A 17,498-nucleotide genomic window follows, 5' to 3' on the forward strand; every position below is an offset into this window, starting at 1 on the left:
CACAAGGGATTGCACAGTTTCAGATCAACGATGCATCAAGCAGGCTTGGTTTCCGCCAAAGCCTCTTGCGCCAACTCCTTCTCGGCTTCTTTCAGATCATCTTCGCTGATCATTTCCGCGATAACCCGCAGGCGCTCCACGACCCGCGCGTTCACGCTGCCTTCAGGGAATTCGCCATTCTCGTCCGGCTCGCCGGCCGGTTCGCCGACCAGCAAACTCAAGGCTTCGTCGGCCTGACGGACCGCGTAGACATGGAACTGCCCAGCACGCACCGCCGCCAGCACCTTCTCGTCGAGCATCAGCGTGGCGACGTTGGCGTGAGGAATGATTGCCCCCTGCTCACCGGTCAACCCACGGGCTTCACACAGACGGAAGAAGCCCTCGATCTTCTCGTTGACGCCACCGACCGCCTGCACTTCGCCGAACTGGTTGATCGACCCGGTGATGGCAAAGCACTGCTTGAGCGGGGTCTTCGACAAGGCCGAGATGAGAGTGCAGGCCTCGCCCAGGGAAGCACTGTCGCCATCGACATAACCATAGGATTGCTCCAGGGCGATGCTCGCCGAAATCGCCAGCGGAAACTCCTGGGCGTAACGGCTGCCCAGATAACCGGTAAGGATCATCACGCCTTTGGAGTGGATCGGCTGGCCGAGGTTGACCTCGCGCTCGATGTCGACGATGCCGCTGCCGCCCGGGTACACCGTGGCGGAAATCCGCGCCGGTATGCCAAAGGCCGAGTCGCCGACTTCCAGCACGGTCAAGCCGTTGCACTTGCCTACCGCCGCGCCAGCGGTATCGATCAGGATGATCCCGGCCAGCATGTCGTCGAGAATTCGCGCCGAAACCCGCCCGGTCCGCGTGGCTTTGGCCTTGAGCGCGCGCTCGATGTGCCCCGCGTCGGTCATTTCATCGCTGGCCAGATGGCGGATGAAGTCCGCCTCGCTGACCAGTTGGAACAAGTCACCGATACGCGCCGACAGGCGCCCCTGGTGCTCGGCCAGACGAGCACTGTAAGTCGCCAGACGTGCCACCGCATCGGCGGTCAGCGGTGCCATGCCTTCTTCGGAAGTACGGGTTTTGAGCAACTGGGCGAACTGCTCCAGGCTCTCGTCGACCATCGGGATGTCTTCGTCGAAGTCCACCAGGACGCGGAACATCTCCTGGAAGTCCGGATCGAGGTCTTGCAGCGTGTAATACAGCTGACGGGCACCGATGATGACGACTTTGACCTGCAACGGAATGTGTTGCGGAGTCAGGGTAACGGTCGCAAAGCGACCCATCTCGCCCAGCGGCGATTCCATTTTCAGCTTGCGCGATTGCAGGGCGCGTTTCAGCGCATCCCACACGAATGGCTCGCTGAGCATCTTGTCCGCTTCAAGGATCAGGAACCCACCATTGGCCCGGTGCAAGGCCCCCGGCCGCAGCTGACGGTAGGTGGTATACAGCGCGCCCTGGTCGGTGCTGTATTCGATACGGCCGAAGAGGTTTTCGTAGGTCGGGTGCGGCTCGAACACCACGGGCGCACCGCCGCTGGCCGAGTGACCGACCACCAGGCTCGGCGCGTATTGTTCTTCCAGCAACTTGCGGGCGACAGCGTCAGTCTTGCTGTCGTCCACCAGTTGCTCGACCACGGTCTTGAGCAAGTACACCTGCATGGCTTGCAGATAACCGCAAACCGCCGCGTTCTCGGCGTACTTCTCCGACAATGGCGACAACAATGGCTGCAAGGCCAGGGTGATGGTTTCTTCGTTCAGATGACGCAATTGGTTGCTCGACTCACGCTTCCATTGCGGCAGGCTCGCGAGCTCCTCGTTCAGGCGCTCCTCCAGGGCCGAAATATCCTCGTGAAAACGCTCGCGCTCGGCTTCCGGCAACTGGGCGAATTCAGCTTCGTCCAGCGCCTTGCCGTCGCTCATCGGAGTGAAGGCGATATTGCTGGCGTCGCGATACAGCGCGACGTCCTTTTCCAGCGCCAGGCGCTCAATGACGTCCAAGGCCTTGTCGTAGCGCTGATTGAAGGCGCGGTCGATGCTGCTTTTCTTCTGCTGGTAGGACGGATGCTCGAAAACCGCCGGAAACGTCGCCAGCAGGTTGTCGATCAAGCCGTTGATGTCACCGATGAAGGCGCCAGCGCTGCCCGACGGCAGTTCCAGTGCGCGCGGCTCGCGAGGCTCATCGAAATTGTTGACGTAGACCCAGTCCGCCGGAGTCTGCAGGCGCTTGCCTTCGGCCTTGAGATAGCGTTTGACGAACGAAAACCGGCCAGTGCCAGGCTCGCCCATGACGAATACGTTGTAACCGGGGCGTGGCATGGCCACACCGAACTGCAAGGCTTCGACCGCACGTTCCTGGCCAAGCACACCGCGAAAGGGCTCCAGATCATTGGTGGTAGAGAAGCTGAACTGTTCAGCGGAAAACGGACGGGTCAGCGCTTCGGGCGCTAGACGCAAGCTGGCAGCAACAGGATCAGGCATCGGGCTTCCTTAACAATCAGGCGGGGCAGATGGCAGCATTCTGGCGCCGCCCATGCCCGACTGGCAAGGAGCGCCGTTGGCCGGAGCAGTATCAATCCGTCAACCCCTTGCGGGCCGGGCTTTCGCCGTCGTTTCCCATGAATGTTTTGCAAAAAATCACGGAACCCGGTGATCGTGCCTAAACTCCAGACTGCGCGGCTGGACTAATGCCCGGCCCACTGGCACCAGACGGGCCAGACCCTTTGCCTATTGGTACGCACATAAAAGAGAACAAAGCTATGAAACGGATTCTTCTCGGTACTCTCTTCACCGCTGTATCCATCAACGCCATGGCTCAGGCGCCAGGCGGCCCGGATTGCGGTTGGGGCAACATGCTGTTCGAAGGTCAGCGTGGCACTCCAGCTCACTTCCTGGCATCCACCACCAACGGCACCTCCGGCAACGCAACCTTCGGCATGACCTCCGGCACCAACGGTTGCGCGACCAATGCATCGCTGACCTATGGCGGCAAATCCTGGTTTGCCATGAATGGCATGATGAACGAGCTGTCCGAAGACATGGCCAAAGGTCAGGGCGAAGCGCTGACCACCTATGCCGTGGTACTGGGCGTGGCGCCGGAAGACCGTGCGCATTTCGCCGCCGTCACTCACGAGCACTTCCAGCAGATCTTCAGCAAGGCTGACGTGACTGCCGAAGACGTGCATACCAATACCCTGGCCGTGCTCAAAGCCGATCCTCGTCTGGCCAAGTACGCAACTCAAGCTTAAGCTCGACCTGCCCCGCTTCTCTTGGGAAGCGGGTTTTGTTTTTTGGACCTGCCCCACTCCGGGTAATGTTGCTGACTACTGTAGGAGCTGGCTTGCCAGCGATGGTCGTTAACGATTACGCGTGTTTACTGGATAAACACAGCGCCTTTGAAACCATCGCTGGCAAGCCAGCTCCTACAGGCGAACGGCATCCACCTCGTTGGGTCTTCATTTTTTCCTGTTTAAGTTGCCATCTATGCTCAAACGCCTTGCCTGGCTGGCGCTGTGTGCCTGCGCCCCGCTGTCCGCCGCGCCTCACATCGACCCACAACGTTTGCAGCAACTGGCCAACGACCCTTTCTGGATATCCCTGGGCCATTACGAAACCGCCAAGCTCGGCGGCTGGCGCAGCTATGTCAGCGACAGGAAATTCTTCCTCGCCGCTGACGGCAATGAACACCCGGACCATGAACTGGTGGCGACGGTACAAGCCTTGTACGCCCCGGCCAGTACCGGTGAAACACACGCTCAATGCGTCTACCCGGCCCGCACCCGCTGGCTGAAAGAGCAGTTCGGCCTGACCGGCCTGCCGACGCCGGACTGCGCCGGGTTCAGGCAATGGTTCAAGGACGTCTCACCGGACAGTGCGGTGATGATCTTCCCGGCAGCCTATCTGAACAGCCCGTCCTCGATGTTTGGCCACACCCTGCTGCGCATCGATCAGGCCGAAGTGAAAAGCGACAAGACGTCGTTGCTCAGTTACGCGATAAACTTCGGCGCCTACATCGAGGGCTCGGACAACAGCATCCTCTATGCCTGGAAAGGCCTGATGGGCGGTTACCCCGGCTTGTTCGCAATGGTGCCCTACCAGGAAAAACTCTCGGAATACCGCAGCCTGGAAAACCGCGACCTGTGGGAATATCGGCTGAACCTGACCCGGCAGGAAACCGCGCGCATGGTCGAGCACGTCTGGGAGCTGAAGCAGATCAAGTTCGACTATTTCTTCTTCGACGAAAACTGCTCATACCGATTACTGGAACTGCTGCAAGTGGCTCGCCCGAGCTTGCGCCTGACCGGGCAATTCCCGCTCACGGCCATCCCGACCGACACCGTCAAAGCCGTGAAGAATGCCGGGCTGGTGGAGTCCATCCAGTATCGTCCGTCCCGGGAGCGCGAGTTGCTCAGCCGCGCCGAGCCGCTGAACCCTGAAGAGCAGCAGTGGGTGTTGAAAGTCAGTGCCGATCAGAACCAATTGCAGGACCCGGCGTTCAAGGCACAACCTCGCGAGCGCCAGGCCCTGATCATCGATGCGGCCTATCGACTGGAGCGTTACCGCGCCAATGGCCAGGAACGCGACCCGGCGCGTGCCCAGCGCAGCTTCGAACTGCTGCGGGCAATCAACCAGAACCCGGCGCCGGAGCTGGACATCGCGCAACCCGGCCTGCCTGAAGACGGTCACGAGTCCCGTACATGGCAGCTCGGCCTCGGCACCCGTGGTGATCAAGCTTTTGGCGAGTACGGCTTGCGCATGGCTTATCACGACCTCAATGACAACAGCGAAAGCTTTCCACTGGGCGCGCAGATCGAAATCCTGCAATTGAAACTGCGCCAGTACGAAGGCAATGACTGGCAAGTGCAACAGCTGGACCTGGCGACCATTCGCTCCCTGACCCCGCGTAACCAATTGCTGCAACCGCTGTCATGGCAAGTCACCGGTGGCCTGGAGCGGGTGCCGGGCAAGCACGATGACCAAACCCTGGTCAGCCACGTCAACGGCGGTGGCGGTGGGACCTGGCAACTGGGCGATGACCTGCTTGGATTTGCCCTGGGCACCGTGCGTATCGAACACAACAATGACTTCGCCGCCTTCATCGCGCCGGCCGCAGGCTTCAACAGTGGTGTGCTGTGGAAAAACCCGGTGGGCAACCTGAGCCTGGAAGCCAAGGGTGATTTCTTCACCAATGGCGAAGTCCGCCGTAGCCTGAGCCTGAATCAGCAATGGGAAATATCCCGCAATCTCGGACTGCGCTTGAGTGCCCGGCGCGAGTTCAGCCATTTGGCGACGTCCGAGAACGATGTGATGCTTGAGCTGAAGTGGTATCACTACTGACCTGATACAGACCACCGCTCCTACAAGGGGCATGCGGTGTTAAGTGGATTTTTCACCGCCCTTGCACACCATCCTGACGAGCCGGCTTCTAGACTTTCCTTATGGGCCGTTGGGGCATGGGAGTCAGGAATGTGGCGAGTGACAGGCCCGGGCCTATCACTCGCCGTAAGTCGCTTTCAGACATCCAGTGAAACCAGATGCCTGCGACCATGATCCAAACCCTACGCCGGGAGAATTCCATGAGCCGTGCCTTCGTCCATGAAGATAACGCCGCCGCGCAAACCGATCAGCCTGTCGAACGGCAGGTCAGCGCGCAGCCCAATTACGTCACGCCGCAAGGCCTCAGCCTGTTGCAGGCTAAGGTCGCCGAACTGCAAGCCCAGCACACCGAACAATCGGCAAAAGGCGACGAGGCCGACAAGCAGCGCCTGGTGGATCTCGAACGTGATTTGCGTTACTTCAAGCAGCGCCTTGGCAGTGCTCAGGTGGTACCCGCCGCGACTTCGACCGAGAAAGTGCAGTTCGGCAGTTGGGTGACCTATGCCGATGAACACAACACCGAACGCCGGGTACAACTGGTGGGCGAAGACCAGGCCGATGCCGCCCACGGCCTGATCAATTGGGGTTCACCGCTGGGCCGGGCGCTGTTCGGCGCACGACTCAACGATGAGGTGCTGTGGCAGCGTCCCGCCGGCGATCAAGTGATTGAAGTGATCCGCATCGAACCGTCTTAAACCACGCCTTGAGCCAACATCGCATCGGCAACTTTGACGAAGCCTGCGATGTTCGCGCCTTTGACGTAGTTGATACGTCCGTTCTCTTCACCGTAGTGCACACAGGCGTGGTGGATCGACTGCATGATCGCGTGCAGCTTGCTGTCCACCTCACCGGCGGTCCACAGCAGACGCATGGCGTTCTGCGACATCTCCAGACCGCTCACCGCCACGCCACCGGCGTTGGATGCCTTGCCGGGGGCGAACAGAATGCCGGCCTCGATGAAGATATCCACAGCCTCCAGCGTGGTCGGCATGTTCGCGCCTTCGGCCACGCATACGCAGCCGTTACGCAGCAGAGTGTGCGCAGCCTCGGCATCGAGTTCGTTCTGCGTGGCGCAAGGCAGCGCGATGTCGCACGGCAGCGTCCATGGGTGCTGGCCTGCGCGAAACTCCAGGCCGAACGCCGCCGCCAATTCGCTGATCCGCCCGCGTTTGACGTTTTTCAGCTCCAGCAACGCCAGCCACTGGTCTTCACTCAGGCCTGCTTCGCAAAACAGCGTGCCTTCGGAATCGGACAGGGAAATCACTTTGCCACCCAGGTCCATCACCTTGCGCGCTGCGTACTGGGCAACGTTGCCGGAACCGGAGATTGCCACGCGCTTGCCTTCAACGCTCTGATCACGGCGCTTGAGCATTTCTTCGGCGAAGTACACGCAACCGAAACCGGTGGCTTCCGGGCGAATCAGGCTGCCGCCGTAGCTTGGGCCTTTGCCTGTCAGCACACTGGTGAACTGGTTGCTCAGGCGCTTGTACTGGCCGAACAGGAAGCCGATTTCCCGCGCACCGACGCCGATGTCCCCGGCCGGCACGTCAACGTCCGCACCGATGTGGCGGTACAACTCGCTCATGAAGGCCTGGCAGAAGCGCATGACCTCGGCATCGCTCTTGCCCTTCGGATCGAAGTCCGAACCGCCCTTGCCACCGCCCATGGGCAAAGAAGTCAGGGAGTTTTTGAAGGTCTGTTCGAAGGCGAGGAATTTCAGCACGCCCATGTTCACCGACGGATGGAAACGCAGACCGCCCTTGTACGGGCCGATGGCGCTGTTCATCTGGATGCGGAACCCGCGATTGACCTGGACCTTGCCCTGATCGTCGACCCACGACACGCGGAACACCACCGCCCGCTCTGGCTCGCAGATGCGCTCCAGAATGCCCGAGGTCAGGTAATGCGGGTTGGCTTCAAGAAACGGCCATAGACTGCGTAGTACTTCTTCCACGGCCTGGTGGAATTCAGGCTGGTCCGGATCGCGTTTTTTCAGGCGGGCAAGGAAGGATTCGACGGATTCGATCATGGAAAAGTCTCGGCAAATTGATTGTCGTTGTAGGAGATTGCGCCGGACTGTAACAAACGATTCGCGCACAAGAACAGCGCAAAATGTCGCACTTATGAAATTAAATGGTGCACAGGATATAAATAAAGCTGTTTTTTTGACGGGTTTTGCACCTGAATGGGGAGACAAAGTCCACGTAATGCACCAACAGTTACACCGCCATCGCTGGCAAGCCAGCTCCCACAGGATCTGTGTCATGTCCTGAATGTGTAATCACCGCGAAAACTGTGGGAGCTGGCTTGCCAGCGATGAATTCCCATCAGTGCCACTGAAAAAACCGATCAAAAAAAAACGGAGCCCGAAGGCTCCGCTCTTTATGCAACCAACCCGAAATCAGGCCAGTTTCTTGTGGCGTACACGATGCGGCTGGGCAGCCGCTTCGCCGAGGCGTTTTCTGCGGTCGGCTTCGTACTCGGTGTAGTTGCCTTCGAAGAACACCGCTTGCGAGTCGTCTTCGTACGCCAGGATGTGCGTCGCGACGCGGTCAAGGAACCACCGGTCGTGGGAGATCACAATGGCGGCGCCCGGGAAGTCCAGCAGGGCTTCTTCCAGGGAACGCAGGGTTTCAACGTCGAGGTCGTTGGACGGTTCGTCGAGCAGCAGGACGTTGCCGCCCTCCTTCAGGGTCAGGGCCAGGTGCAAGCGGCCACGCTCACCACCGGACAGGTCCTTGACGAACTTCTGCTGATCGCCGCCCTTGAAGTTGAAGCGACCGACGTAGGTACGCGACGGAATCTCGTAGTTGCCGATGCGGATCTGGTCGGAACCGTCGGAAATCTGCTGGAACACGGTCTTGCTGCCGTCCAGGTCTTCGCGGCTCTGATCCACACACGCAAGCTGCACGGTTTCACCGACTTCGATGCTGCCCGAATCCGGAGTTTCCTTGCCCATCAGCATGCGGAACAGGGTCGACTTACCGGCACCGTTACCGCCGATCACGCCGACGATGGCGCCTTTAGGCATGGAGAACGACAGGTTGTCGATCAGCACGCGGTCGCCGTAGCCCTTGGTGACGTTCTTGAACTCGATGACCTTGTCGCCCAGGCGCGGACCGGCCGGGATATAGATCTCGTTGGTTTCGCTGCGCTTCTGGAATTCCTGCGATTGCATTTCTTCGAAGCGCTGCAGACGAGCCTTGGATTTCGACTGGCGGGCCTTGGCGCCTTTGCGCACCCACTCCAGTTCTTCCTTCATGGCTTTTTCGTGGGCCGACTGCTGCTTGGATTCGGCAGCCAGACGATCGGACTTGGCTTCCAGCCAACCCGAATAGTTGCCTTCGTACGGAATGCCCGCGCCGCGGTCGAGTTCCAGAATCCAGCCGGCAACGTTGTCCAGGAAGTAACGGTCGTGCGTGATCGCTACCACAGTGCCCGGGAAGTCGTGCAGGAAGTGCTCAAGCCACGCAACGGAGTCGGCGTCCAGGTGGTTGGTCGGTTCGTCGAGCAGCAGCATGTCCGGGGCGGACAGCAGCAGACGGCACAGGGCCACACGACGCTTTTCACCACCGGAAAGGTGTTCGACCCTGGCATCCCAGGCCGGCAGACGCAGTGCATCGGCGGCGACTTCCAGTTGACGCTCCAGGTTGTGGCCGTCGCTGGCTTGCAGGATGGCTTCAAGCTTGGCCTGCTCGGCCGCCAGTTTGTCGAAATCGGCATCCGGGTCGGCGTAGGCCGCGTAGACCTCGTCCAGACGCGCCTGGGCGTCCTTGATCACGCTGACCGCTTCCTCGACCACTTCACGCACGGTCTTGGCCGGGTCCAGGATCGGTTCCTGTGGCAGGTAGCCGATGTTCAGCTCCGGCATCGGACGGGCCTCGCCCTCGAACTCGGTATCGACGCCGGCCATGATTTTCAGCAGCGTGGACTTACCCGAACCATTGAGGCCCAGTACGCCGATCTTGGCGCCGGGGAAGAACGACAGAGAAATGTTTTTCAGGATTTCCCGCTTCGGCGGAACAACTTTGCCCAGCCGATGCATGGTGAATACGTATTGAGCCATGGAGAACCTAGGGTCAGTGACTGATGAATGATTAGGGCACAGGCGATGCCTGGCCAGGCTGTGCGCACGCCCGATTGAGAGCTTTCAATATATGCGCGCTGAAAACGCCTGAGTCTAGGAGCTGGAACGCTCCCGCGTAACCGGCAAAGCTACCTTATTGACCAGTGGCAGTCCAGCCGACGGGCAGGGGCTGGCACTTCGCCACAACTCAAGGCATGCTAGCCGCCCTTCGGGCGTCCGGCTTATAGTGCACGTCGCGCCAGTCCAGCCAAACCGCAGGATTACAGCTTGTCCAATGTCCCCCCGCCTCTGACTTCCAGTGCGCCGGCCACTGCGCCCGGCGCTCCCCTGCGCGGGACTTTGAAGGGCACTTTGGCGACACTCGTATTATTGCTGCTGGCCCTGCTGTTCTGGCAGTTGCTCGACCAGTTGCGGGAAACCCAGAAGGTCCAGCGTCAGTACACCATCGACTACACCGCCGATCTGGCCGCGCAGGTCAGCCTGAACATGGCACTCAACGCGCAGATCGCCCTCAACCTGTTGCCGATCGTCGAACAACCGCAGGACGCCGATGAGCTGCAGGCCCTGCTGCGCAAGCTGCAACAATCGCTGCCCGATCTGCGCAGCCTGGCCTTGCTCAGCCCCTCGGGAAGAGTCATCAGTGACAGCGCTCCCGACAGCGATGACAGCGACTACCTGGGTGAACTGGTAGGCCGCAGCCACGTCCAGGCGCACTACTTCAGCAATGCCACCGACGGTTCCGTGGTTCATCTATTGTTGCATCAGGCCAGCGGCAGCTCCCGAGGCTATTGGGCCTTGCGCCTGACCCCCACCTTCTTTTCATCCTTGACCAAGCAAAGCGAGGCCGTGGACCGTCCGTTGTGGCTGGTGGAAAACCGTATCAATCATCAAATCGTCAGCCGTGACGAAGCGTTGCCCTCGGTCAACCCAGGGACGCTGACCACCGACGACATCGCCAACAGCGTGCTGACGGTTCCGCTGAGCAGCAGCGATTGGCAATTGCGCGGTTTGTTCGACCGTCAGCGCGTGCTGGAGGAACTGCTGCCGGCGTTCATCGGCAAATGCCTGCTGGGCCTGGCGTTTTCCATGCTGCCGTTTCTTGCCTTGCTGAACATGCGCCGACGTCAGCGCCAGTTGAATGAAGGCCGCCGGCGTTATCAGGACATTTTCGAAGGCACCGGCGTGGCTTTATGCGTGCTCGACATGTCGGGGCTCAAGGTCTTTTTCGACAAGGCGCAACTGCAGGGCAGCGAGCAACTGCAAACATGGCTGGCGATCCCGGTGCAACGCCGGCAATTGCTGAAGGAACTACGGATCACCGAGGTCAACCAGGTCGCACTGCAACTGCTTAATGTCGATAGCACCGACAACGCCTGGAAACTGCTGATCGACGGCAATCCGCAGGACGGCACCGCCATCGGCGACCAGGTGCTCGACGCGCTGCTCAACCGGCAACATCAGCTTGAGCTGGAAATCAATCTCCAGGACGCCAGCGGTCGCGACCAGCACCTGTGGCTGGTGCTGTGTCTGCCGCAAACCCCGGACGACTATAACTCGGTGATCCTGAGCATCACCGACATCACCAGCCGCAAGCTCATCGAACTGTCATTGCAGGAGCGCGAAGGATTCTGGTCGGACGTGGTGCGCACGGTGCCGGATCACCTGTATGTGCAGGATGTGATCAGCCAGCGCATGATCTTCAGCAACCACCATCTGGGCCAGACCCTGGGTTACAACCGCACCGAACTGCAGCAGATGGGCGAATACTTCTGGGAAATTCTCCTGCATCCCGAAGACGCCGACTATTACCATCGCTCCCGCCAGGTCCAGCGCCAGGCCGGTTATCGCCAGTTGATGCAGTGCCAGATGCGCTTCCGCCATCGGGACGGCCAGTGGCGACGCTTCGAGATTCGCGAACAGGCACTGGCGCGAGACAAGGACGACCAGGTCACGCGGATCATCGGCGTGGCCAAGGACATCACCGACCAGATCGAAGCCAGCGAATCGCTGCGCGACAGCGAGCAGCGCTACCGGATGCTCGCCGAAAGCATCAGCGACGTGATTTTCTCCACCGACAACCGCCTTAACCTCAACTACGTCAGCCCTTCGGTGCAAGCCGTGCTGGGCTACGACGCCGAGTGGATTTTTCAGAACGGCTGGCAATCGACCATTGCCAACCCGCAACAACTGACCGGTATCTACCTCCTGATGGACCGGGTCAGCAAAGCGCTGGATCAGCCGGACCAACTGGCGCTGTTGCGCAGCCAGGTGCAAACCCAACTGTTCCTGTTCGATTGCCTGCGGGCCGACGGGCGCAAGATCCCGATCGAACTGCGTCTGGTATTGGTCTGGGACGAGCACGGTACGTTCGAAGGCGTGCTCGGCGTCGGCCGCGACATCAGCCAGCAACGCCGGGCCGAAAAAGACTTGCGCATGGCCGCCACGGTATTCGAACACTCGACCTCGGCGATCCTGATCACCGACCCGGCCGGCTACATCGTCCAGGCCAACGAAGCCTTCAGCCGTGTCAGCGGTTATGCCGTGGAGCAGGTCCTCGACCAGTTGCCGAACATGCTGACCGTCGACGAGCAGCAGGAAACCCATCTGCGTTACGTGCTCAAGCAATTGGGCCAGCACAGCACCTGGGAAGGTGAAGTCTGGCTCAAACGCCGCAACGGCGAGCACTACCCGGCCTGGGTCGGGATCACCGCCGTACTCGACGACGAAGGCGACCTGGCCAGTTATGTGTGTTTCTTCAGCGACATCAGCGAGCGCAAGGCCAGCGAGCAGCGGATTCACCGCCTCGCCTACTACGATGCCCTGACCCACCTGCCCAACCGCACACTGTTCCAGGATCGCCTGCACACGGCACTGCAATCGGCCGAACGGCAGAAGTCCTGGGTGGTGCTGATGTTCCTCGATCTCGATCGCTTCAAGCCGATCAACGACTCCCTGGGCCACGCCGCCGGCGACCGCATGCTCAAGGAAATGGCCACGCGCCTGCTCGGTTGCGTCGACGATGACGACACCGTGGCGCGCATGGGCGGTGACGAATTCACCTTGCTCCTGCAACCGCGGGCCAACCGTGAAATCGCCCTGAACCGGGCCATCCATGTGGCCGAACAGATTCTCGCCAGCCTGGTGAAACCGTTTGTGCTCGAAGGCCGCGAGTTCTTCGTCACGGCCAGTATCGGCATCGCCCTGAGCCCGCAGGACGGCAACGAACTCAGCCAGTTGATGAAGAACGCCGATACCGCGATGTACCACGCCAAGGAGCGTGGCAAGAACAACTTCCAGTTCTATCAGGCGGACATGAACGCCAGTGCGCTGGAGCGTCTGGAGCTGGAAAGCGACCTGCGCCACGCCCTGGAACAGAACGAATTCGTGCTGTATTACCAACCGCAGTTCAGCGGCGACGGCATGCGCCTGACCGGTGCCGAGGCACTGTTGCGCTGGCGCCATCCACGCCGCGGGCTGGTGCCGCCGGGGGATTTCATTCCAGTGCTCGAAGAGCTCGGGCTGGTGGTGGATGTCGGCGACTGGGTGATCAGCGAAGCCTGCCGCCAACTCAAGGCCTGGCATCAGGCCAGGGTACGGGTGCCGAAGGTGTCGGTGAACATCTCGGCGCGGCAGTTCTCCGACGGCCAGCTCGGCACGCGAATCGCCACCATCCTCAAGGAAACCGGCCTGCCACCGGCGTGCCTGGAACTGGAACTGACCGAAAGTATCCTGATGCGCGAAGTCAGCGAGGCGATGCAGATCCTCGATGGCCTGAAAAACCTCGGCCTGAGCATTGCGGTCGACGATTTCGGTACCGGTTACTCATCGCTCAACTACCTCAAGCAGTTCCCGATCGACGTACTGAAGATCGACCGCACCTTCGTCGACGGCCTGCCATCGGGTGAGCAGGATGCGCAGATCGCCCGGGCGATCATTGCCATGGCCCACAGCCTCAACCTGGCGGTGATCGCCGAAGGTGTGGAAACCCACGAGCAGCTTGATTTCCTGAGGGAGCACGGTTGCGACGAGGTGCAGGGCTACTTGTTCGGCCGCCCGATGCCGGCAGGCCGGTTCGAAGGGCAATTCAGCAATGATGCGCTGTTCATGTTTGACTGAAGTTTTACAGTGAGGCTGCAGGCCTCATCACCGGCAAGCCAGCTCCCACAGGATCCTGCTGTGGATCAATATTCATTGATTGAAACACGGACATTGCAGGAGCTGGCTTGCCAGCGATGGGGCCCGCACAGACGCCGCATATCAGTCATGAAGCCCACTTGTCTGCGACATGATGCCGTTTCATATGCCATCTAAAACCCATTGGGTTAGAATGCCCCCCTTTTCCGCCCCCGATCCTTGAGGACCGCCATGTTCAGCCGTGATTTGACTATTGCCAAGTACGACGCCGATCTCTTTGCCGCCATGGAGCAAGAAGCTCAGCGCCAGGAAGAGCACATTGAGCTGATCGCTTCGGAAAACTACACCAGCCCTGCGGTGATGGAAGCTCAAGGCTCGGTCTTGACCAACAAGTACGCCGAAGGCTACCCGGGCAAGCGCTACTACGGTGGTTGCGAGTACGTAGACGTCGTCGAGCAGCTGGCTATCGACCGCGCCAAAGAGCTGTTCGGTGCCGACTACGCCAACGTTCAGCCGCACGCTGGCTCGCAGGCCAACAGCGCCGTTTACCTGGCCCTGCTGTCGGCGGGTGACACCATCCTGGGCATGAGCCTGGCCCACGGCGGTCACCTGACCCACGGTGCCAGCGTTTCGTCTTCCGGCAAGCTGTACAACGCCATCCAGTACGGCATCGACGCCAACGGCCTGATCGACTATGACGAAGTCGAGCGCCTGGCCGTTGAGCACAAGCCGAAAATGATCGTGGCTGGTTTCTCTGCCTACTCGCAGATCCTCGACTTCCCGCGTTTCCGCGCAATCGCCGACAAAGTAGGTGCCTACCTGTTCGTCGACATGGCTCACGTGGCCGGTCTGGTCGCCGCAGGCGTCTACCCGAACCCGGTTCCATTCGCTGACGTCGTGACCACCACCACCCACAAGACCCTGCGCGGTCCACGTGGCGGCCTGATCCTGGCTCGCGCCAACGCCGACATCGAGAAGAAGCTGAATTCCGCGGTGTTCCCGGGCGCCCAGGGCGGCCCGCTGGAGCACGTGATCGCGGCCAAGGCGATCTGCTTCAAGGAAGCGCTGCAGCCTGAGTTCAAGGCTTACCAGCAACAAGTGGTGAAAAACGCCCAGGCCATGGCCAGCGTATTCATCGAGCGCGGTTTCGACGTGGTTTCCGGCGGTACTGAAAACCACTTGTTCCTGCTGTCGCTGATCAAGCAGGAAATCTCCGGTAAAGACGCCGATGCCGCTCTGGGCAAAGCGTTCATCACCGTGAACAAGAACTCCGTGCCAAACGACCCACGCTCCCCGTTCGTCACCTCCGGCCTGCGTTTCGGCACTCCGGCTGTGACCACTCGCGGCTTCAAGGAAGCCGAGTGCAAGGAACTGGCCGGCTGGATCTGCGACATCCTGGCTGACCTGAACAACGAAGCGGTGATCGATGCCGTTCGTGAGAAGGTCAAGGCTATCTGCAAGAAGCTGCCGGTATACGGCGCTTAATCAGCCCCGCTAAACCGCAGTCATAAGAAACCGGCCAGAGATGGCCGGTTTTTTTTCGTCCGCGCTTTAAACGTCAGCACTCTGTAGGAGCCGGCTTGCCGGCGAAAACGGTCTTGGATATTAGCACCGGCTATTGGGACGCCTTCGCTGGCAAGCCAGCTCCTACAGAACCAACACAACTGGTAAGACCGGTCATGCCAATTTTCTAATTTTTGCTTGCGAACATCTAAAAATAGCGCCTAGACTGCACCTGCACTGGACATACCGGTAAGACCACAATAATTAAGTCCTGAAGTCGATGCGCCTTGCGCACGGCAGCCAGGACACCGACCAGGATTCCTCCCATGCTCAGATGGTGCTCGCGTTCAATCTTCCTCCAAGTGGTTCTCGGACTGGTGCTCGGCATCGTCTGCGGACTGACCCTTCCCGAATACTCCGCTCAGCTCAAACCGCTCGGTGACGGTTTTATCAAGCTGATCAAAATGCTCATCGGCCTGATCGTGTTCTGCGTGGTGGTCAGCGGCATCAGCGGTGCCGGCGACCTGAAAAAGGTCGGGCGCATCGGCCTCAAATCGGTGATCTACTTTGAAGTGCTGACCACCATCGCCCTGGTGATCGGCCTGCTGTTCGCCTTCAGCACCGGTATCGGCAGCGGCGCGAATATTCACCTGGAACAGCTTTCCGCTGCCGACATGGGCGACATTGCCCAGCGCGGCCAGCACATGCACACCACCACACAGTTCCTGATGGACCTGATTCCGACTTCGGTGATCGGTGCCTTTGCCGATAACAATATCCTGCAGGTCCTGCTGTTTTCAGTGTTGTTCGGCAGTGCACTGAATCTGGTGGGCGAGGCGGCATCGGGTATTTCGCGGCTGATCAATGAACTCAGCCACGTGATCTTCCGCATCATGGGCATGATCGTGCGACTGGCACCAATCGGTGTATTCGGCGCGATCGCCTTCACCACCAGCAAATATGGCCTGGACTCGCTGCAACACCTGGGCAGCCTGGTCGGTTTGTTCTACCTGACCTGTGTGGCCTTCGTTGCCCTGATTCTCGGCCTGGTGATGCGCCTCTCTGGCTTGAGGATGTGGCCATTGCTCAAATACCTGCGCGAGGAACTGCTCATCGTCATGGGCACCGCTTCGTCCGATGCCGTGCTGCCGCAAATCATGCGCAAGCTCGAGCATCTAGGCATCGGCAGTTCGACAGTCGGCCTGGTGATTCCAACGGGTTACTCGTTCAACCTCGACGGCTTCTCGATCTACCTGACCCTGGCCATCGTGTTCATCGCCAACGCCACCGGCACGCCACTGGCGATGACCGACCTGCTGACGATTCTGTTGGTATCGTTGATCACCTCCAAGGGTGCCCACGGTATTCCGGGCTCAGCGCTGGTGATTCTGGCGGCCACCCTGACCGCCATTCCGGCAATTCCGGTGGTGGGTCTGGTGCTGGTGCTGGCCGTGGACTGGTTCATGGGCATCGGCCGGGCACTGACCAACCTGATCGGAAACTGCGTGGCGACTGTCGCTATCGCACGGTGGGAAAAGGACATCGATGTACAGCGGGCGAACAAGGTACTTTCCGGTCAGACGGGTTATACCTTCCAGCCGCGAAAACCGGTTGCTCAAGCGGCAGCCAAAGAATTCTGAATGACCGCCGTGCCTGCCGCCCCGCAGGCACGGCTCACGGAGCGAACAAGTGATTACCTCATCAACCGTCGTCAACTCAGTGGTAGAAAAACTTCGGGCCGCTTTGGCCAGGGGGCAGTGGCGCTCCGGCGACATGCTGCCGGGCCAGCGTGAACTGGCCGAACAACTGGGCATCAGCCGCCCGAGCCTGCGCGAAGCGGTGATCGTACTGGAAACCCTCGGCCTCGTGCGTTCAATGCCGGGCAAAGGCGTTGTAGTGCTCGACGCGCAACTCAGCGACAACGCAAGCCACGACAACGCCGTGGCCGGCGCCAGCCTCGAAGATGTGCTGCAACTGCGCTACACCCTCGAACCGTTCATCGTCGGCCTCGTGGCGCAGTCCATCAGCAGCAAGGAAGTCGGGCAACTGCGCCTGACCCTGATGGACATGCGCGAAGCCCTGGAAGCTGGCGATAGTGAAGCCGGCGTCAGCGCTTACATCGCCTTCCACGAGGAATTGTTCACCTTGACCTCGAACCCGATCTTCCAGAGCGTGGTCCAGCAAACCAGCAATGCCCTCAAGCAAAGCGCCGAAGTGTTGCGCAACTCCCCGGAACATCTGGCTGAACGCCTTGAAGAAAACGAAGCCGTGGTGCGCGCGATCCGCAGCAAGAACAGCGCCCAGGCCAGTGCCGAGATGCGTCGGCACATTTTGCGCGAAGGCCAGCGCATGGGCATCGAACTGAACATCCCGGAAGACAACCTCGGCAGTTGAAACCTCTTCGA

General features: G+C 60.2%; 10 protein-coding genes. 7 read left to right on the forward strand and 3 right to left on the reverse strand.

Annotated features, from left to right (window positions below):
- Nucleotides 1-35 precede the first annotated feature (35 nt).
- Complete coding sequence (locus PMI31_RS26090; RefSeq protein WP_008022522.1) at nucleotides 36-2,474, reverse strand: Lon protease family protein; 2,439 nt, start codon at nucleotides 2,472-2,474, stop codon at nucleotides 36-38.
- 278 nt (nucleotides 2,475-2,752) lie between these two features.
- Here PMI31_RS26090 and PMI31_RS26095 point away from each other — a divergent pair, with 278 nt between their 5' ends.
- The 3 genes from PMI31_RS26095 to PMI31_RS26105 all read left to right on the forward strand — a co-directional run bounded on the left by PMI31_RS26095 (nucleotide 2,753) and on the right by PMI31_RS26105 (nucleotide 6,064).
- Nucleotides 2,753-3,241 carry a DUF3015 domain-containing protein gene (locus PMI31_RS26095; protein WP_007970900.1) on the forward strand — a complete coding sequence of 163 codons (489 nt, stop codon included), beginning with the start codon at nucleotides 2,753-2,755 and terminating at the stop codon, nucleotides 3,239-3,241.
- Between the two features lie 235 nt (nucleotides 3,242-3,476).
- Nucleotides 3,477-5,330: an Lnb N-terminal periplasmic domain-containing protein gene (locus tag PMI31_RS26100; RefSeq protein WP_008022525.1), complete on the forward strand. Its 1,854-nt coding sequence runs from the start codon at nucleotides 3,477-3,479 to the stop codon at nucleotides 5,328-5,330.
- A 239-nt stretch (nucleotides 5,331-5,569) separates the two neighbouring features.
- Nucleotides 5,570-6,064, forward strand: a complete 495-nt coding sequence (locus PMI31_RS26105) for a GreA/GreB family elongation factor (protein ID WP_008022526.1) — start codon at nucleotides 5,570-5,572, stop codon at nucleotides 6,062-6,064.
- On the opposite strand, the gene gdhA is transcribed toward PMI31_RS26105, so the two are convergent.
- Together gdhA and ettA are read right to left on the reverse strand one after the other, a co-directional pair.
- On the reverse strand, nucleotides 6,061-7,398 hold the full coding sequence (gdhA, locus tag PMI31_RS26110) for an NADP-specific glutamate dehydrogenase (protein WP_008022528.1): 1,338 nt from the start codon (nucleotides 7,396-7,398) through the stop codon (nucleotides 6,061-6,063). The genes PMI31_RS26105 and gdhA overlap by 4 nt on opposite strands.
- 372 nt (nucleotides 7,399-7,770) lie before the next feature.
- Entirely contained in the window at nucleotides 7,771-9,435 is a 1,665-nt protein-coding gene (gene ettA, locus PMI31_RS26115) for an energy-dependent translational throttle protein EttA (protein WP_008022529.1), read from the reverse strand.
- A gap of 288 nt (nucleotides 9,436-9,723) precedes the next feature.
- Between ettA and PMI31_RS26120 the strand changes: the two genes are divergently transcribed.
- The 4 genes from PMI31_RS26120 to PMI31_RS26135 all read left to right on the forward strand — a co-directional run bounded on the left by PMI31_RS26120 (nucleotide 9,724) and on the right by PMI31_RS26135 (nucleotide 17,487).
- Nucleotides 9,724-13,572: a bifunctional diguanylate cyclase/phosphodiesterase gene (locus PMI31_RS26120; protein ID WP_008022532.1), complete on the forward strand. Its 3,849-nt coding sequence runs from the start codon at nucleotides 9,724-9,726 to the stop codon at nucleotides 13,570-13,572.
- 249 nt (nucleotides 13,573-13,821) lie between these two features.
- The gene (glyA, locus tag PMI31_RS26125) at nucleotides 13,822-15,075 is read left to right on the forward strand and encodes a serine hydroxymethyltransferase (RefSeq protein ID WP_008022534.1); all 1,254 of its coding nucleotides are present in this window, start codon (nucleotides 13,822-13,824) and stop codon (nucleotides 15,073-15,075) included.
- A gap of 344 nt (nucleotides 15,076-15,419) precedes the next feature.
- Nucleotides 15,420-16,733: a C4-dicarboxylate transporter DctA gene (locus PMI31_RS26130; RefSeq protein ID WP_008022536.1), complete on the forward strand. Its 1,314-nt coding sequence runs from the start codon at nucleotides 15,420-15,422 to the stop codon at nucleotides 16,731-16,733.
- Between the two features lie 49 nt (nucleotides 16,734-16,782).
- The gene (locus PMI31_RS26135; RefSeq protein ID WP_008022538.1) at nucleotides 16,783-17,487 is read left to right on the forward strand and encodes a FadR/GntR family transcriptional regulator; all 705 of its coding nucleotides are present in this window, start codon (nucleotides 16,783-16,785) and stop codon (nucleotides 17,485-17,487) included.
- Nucleotides 17,488-17,498 lie beyond the last annotated feature (11 nt).

It is taken from the genome of Pseudomonas sp. GM55, from assembly GCF_000282395.1.
Classification (GTDB): Bacteria; Pseudomonadota; Gammaproteobacteria; order Pseudomonadales; family Pseudomonadaceae; genus Aquipseudomonas; species Aquipseudomonas fluorescens_CC.